4 protein-coding genes are annotated in these 3,176 nt (G+C 68.0%); 1 reads left to right on the top strand and 3 read right to left on the bottom strand.

All coding sequences use genetic code 11. From position 1 onward, the window contains the following. From panC to panB, 3 genes are all read right to left on the bottom strand, one after another. The coding region (gene panC / locus MUO23_06355) for a pantoate--beta-alanine ligase (GenBank protein ID MCJ7512577.1) at window positions 1-525 on the bottom strand (525 nt) is incomplete at its 3' end. After that, window positions 522-1,436, bottom strand: coding sequence for a 2-dehydropantoate 2-reductase (locus MUO23_06350; GenBank protein ID MCJ7512576.1), 915 nt, complete (start codon window positions 1,434-1,436; stop codon window positions 522-524). The genes panC and MUO23_06350, both read right to left, overlap by 4 nt. After that, window positions 1,433-2,317: a 3-methyl-2-oxobutanoate hydroxymethyltransferase gene (panB, locus tag MUO23_06345; GenBank protein MCJ7512575.1), complete on the bottom strand. Its 885-nt coding sequence runs from the start codon at window positions 2,315-2,317 to the stop codon at window positions 1,433-1,435. Before panB ends, MUO23_06350 begins: the two co-directional genes overlap by 4 nt. A 177-nt stretch (window positions 2,318-2,494) precedes the next feature. Here panB and MUO23_06340 point away from each other — a divergent pair, with 177 nt between their 5' ends. After that, window positions 2,495-3,016 (top strand): YbaK/EbsC family protein, encoded by a 522-nt coding sequence (locus MUO23_06340; GenBank protein ID MCJ7512574.1) that lies wholly within the window; start codon window positions 2,495-2,497, stop codon window positions 3,014-3,016. Window positions 3,017-3,176 lie beyond the last annotated feature (160 nt).

Genomic DNA, 3,176 nt, shown 5'->3' with positions numbered 1-3,176 from the left:
CTCGCGCACGGTCGGGCACCCCACCACCTCGACCGGGAAATCGAGGTCGCCTGTCATCCGGCGCACGACCAGGACCTGCTGGCCGTCCTTCTGGCCAAAATAGGCCCGCTGCGGCTGGACGGCGTTGAACAGCTTGGTGACTATGGTCGTCACGCCCTGAAAATGACCGGGGCGGTGAGCGCCCTCTAGAGGTTCGGCCAACGACTCCACCGTTACCCAAGTCTGGAAGCCGGGGGGGTACATCTCGTCGGTTTCCGGCACCCACACCACGTCCGTCCCTTCGGCCTCGGCCAGACCGAGGTCGCGCGGCAGGTCGCGCGGGTAGGTATCCAGGTCTTCTTGGGCGCCGAACTGGGTTGGGTTGACGAAGATGCTGACCACGACCGAAGCGCACTCTGCCCGGGCGCGCCGGATCAACGACAGGTGGCCGGCATGCAGGAAGCCCATCGTCGGCACCAAGCCAACCGGGCCATGTATCCCGGCCCGCACCGAGCGAAGCTCATCGAGCGTCCGCACGACTTTCATCCTACCTCCTCCTCTGGGGTCAGGGCCGAGACCAACCGCCACAGGACCTGGTTGACCGGCGCCTGAGCCCCGGCCGCTTGGGCCAACCGCACGACGGCGCCATTGATGGCGTCGATCTCCGTCCGGGCGCCGCGCAGCACATCCTGCAGCATCGAGGACTGGTTCTCAGCCGAAGCCCGTGCCGCAGCCAACGCCTGCTCTCCGGCATCCTCGAAGGGCAGCTCGATCCCTAGTGCCCGGGCCACAGCCTGCACCTCCTGCGCGGCCTGACGCACGATCGCGGCTGCCCCCGGCCGGGCCGCCACCTCACCGTTCATCACTCGCAGCAGCGCCGCCACCGGGTTTATCCCGGCATTCACCGCCAGCTTGCCCCACACCACGCTCGTCACGTCGGCCACGCGCTCGACCTCGAGGCCGGCAGCCCGGAGGTACCTGTCCAGCGAGCCGATGCGCCGATGGTCGGCGACCGTCGTCGGTCCGCGTCCCCCCACACGGACGCGCCCCGGCCCCAGCAGGGTCGCTCCCATCCGGGTCACGCCGCCGGCTGCCCGTTCATCGCCCAAGGCCGCTCCCAGGGCCTCAAGGTTGCCCAGCCCGTTCTGCAGGCTGAGCGCAACTCCCTCCGGGGCCAGGCACTCCGCCAACTGCGCCGCGGCCCGCGGCGTCTGCCAAGCCTTGACCAACACCAGGGCCTGGCGCACGCCGAGGCAGTCCCTCGGATTGTCGGTCGCCGACGGGCGGCAGGTCTGCAACCCGGCCTCGGACTCGAGGCGGACGCCGCCCGACCGAATCGCCCTCACCGCCTCGGACCAAGTCCCCAACATGACGACCTCCGCCTGCGCCGAGAGCAGGCCGGCGAAAAGGCAGGCCATGGCGCCGGTGCCGACGACCAGCACCGCCTCGTCGTTCACGCCGCCTCCCCGGCCTCGAGCGCCTGCTGCACGCTGCGCCATTCGGCTTCGTCCATCTCCAAGCTATGAGCGGCGGACGGGAACCTGCCCGACTCGACATCCAGCTTGTAGGCGGCAAAGGCCCGCGCCATCTCACTGTGCAGATCGGCGTACTTCTGGACGAAGCGTGGCGTGAAGCGGTCGAACAGCCCAAGCAGGTCGTGGGTCACCAGCACCTGACCATCGCATCCTGCCCCGGCGCCGATCCCGATGGTGGGGATGCTCAGGCGCCGGCTGATCGCATCCCCCAACTCCTGGGGGATGGATTCAAGCACCAGGCCGAAACAGCCGGCTTGCTCCAGGGCCGTGGCATCCCGTATCAGCTCCACCGCCGCCTGTGCCGTCCGGCCCTGCGGCCGGAAGCCGCCCAGCTGATGGACCGACTGCGGGGTCAGGCCGATGTGCCCCATCACCGGGATCCCGGCATGTAGGATGGCTTCGATCGCCGGCAGTCGCTCCCGCCCACCCTCGACCTTGACGGCGTCCATGCCGCCCTGCTGCAGGAACCGCCCGGCGTTGCGCACGGCTTCCTCGCCGGACACCTGGTAGGAGAGAAAGGGCATGTCGCCGATGAGCAGTGCCCGCTTCGCCCCGCGGGCCACTGCTCGGCAGTGATGCAGCATCTCCTCCATCGTGACCGGCAGCGTGTTCTCATAGCCCAACACAACCATCCCCAGCGAGTCGCCGACCAGGATGCAGTCGATCCCGGCGCGATCGAGCGCCAGTGCCGTCGGGTAGTCATAGGCGGTGAGGCTGGTGATGCGCTCCCCGGCGGCCTTCTTCCGCCGCAAGGCAAGCGTGGTGACCTTCTTGTATTCGTGTTCGGCCGTAGGGGTGGACATGGCTATCTCCTCCTTGGAGTGAGATGCCGACCAGAACAACAACCCCCGCCCAGGCCGAGGGCGGGGGAATCGGCATGCGACGACCCAGCCGTCTCGGTCGATCCAACGATCCAAGCGGCAACCCCAGTATACCTCTCTCGGCGAGAGGCCTGGCCTCAGGCCGATACAATTCGGCCGATGCCATTCTCGACGCCTGCCACACGCCAGCTGGAGGCGCAGACAATCCCCTACCATCTGCTCGCCCACACTGCGCCGGTTCATTCCATCGAGCGGGCGGCAGGCGAAGGCGGCCTTGCCCCGGGCCAGATGGTGCGCTCGCTCGTGTTTCGCCTCCAGAACCGGGAGTTCGTCCTGGTCCTGATGCCCGGCACCGGTAGGGTTTCCTGGGCGAGGCTGCGCCAGCACCTGGGGGTTTCCCGCATCACCACCGCCACCCGCGAACAGGTGCTGGCCCCTACAGGCTACCCGCCTGTCACACTCACGCCGTTTGGTCTGCTCCATCCGCTGCGCATCCTGGCGGATCAAGGCATCCTGGCTTTCGACGGCCTCTCTGTTGGGGCCGCTCACCTTTCCCCTCGCAGCGATTCTCCTCGGCCGCGATCAGCGTCCAAAACGGAGACGGCGGAGCTTGGGTCAGCCAGGCGCCGCTCCGGCCTCTCAATCTGTCGCCGGGCGACGCCGGCAATTGGGCGAACATAGCGACGAACGAGGCGGACACGGTTGATCCGCAGAACATCGATCTTCGTGCTGGCTATGGGGCAGTGAGCCGCCCTACCTTCGTGGCACGCTCTTGGCCAGGAGTGCGGCGATGCTTCCCCCCGAAATGGACATGCCCATGCGCGGAATCGTGCCCAAGTCG

The sequence above is a fragment of the Anaerolineales bacterium genome (assembly GCA_022866145.1).
In the GTDB taxonomy this organism is placed as follows: domain Bacteria; phylum Chloroflexota; class Anaerolineae; order Anaerolineales; family E44-bin32; genus PFL42.
This window is presented reverse-complemented; position numbering and strand designations above follow the sequence as displayed.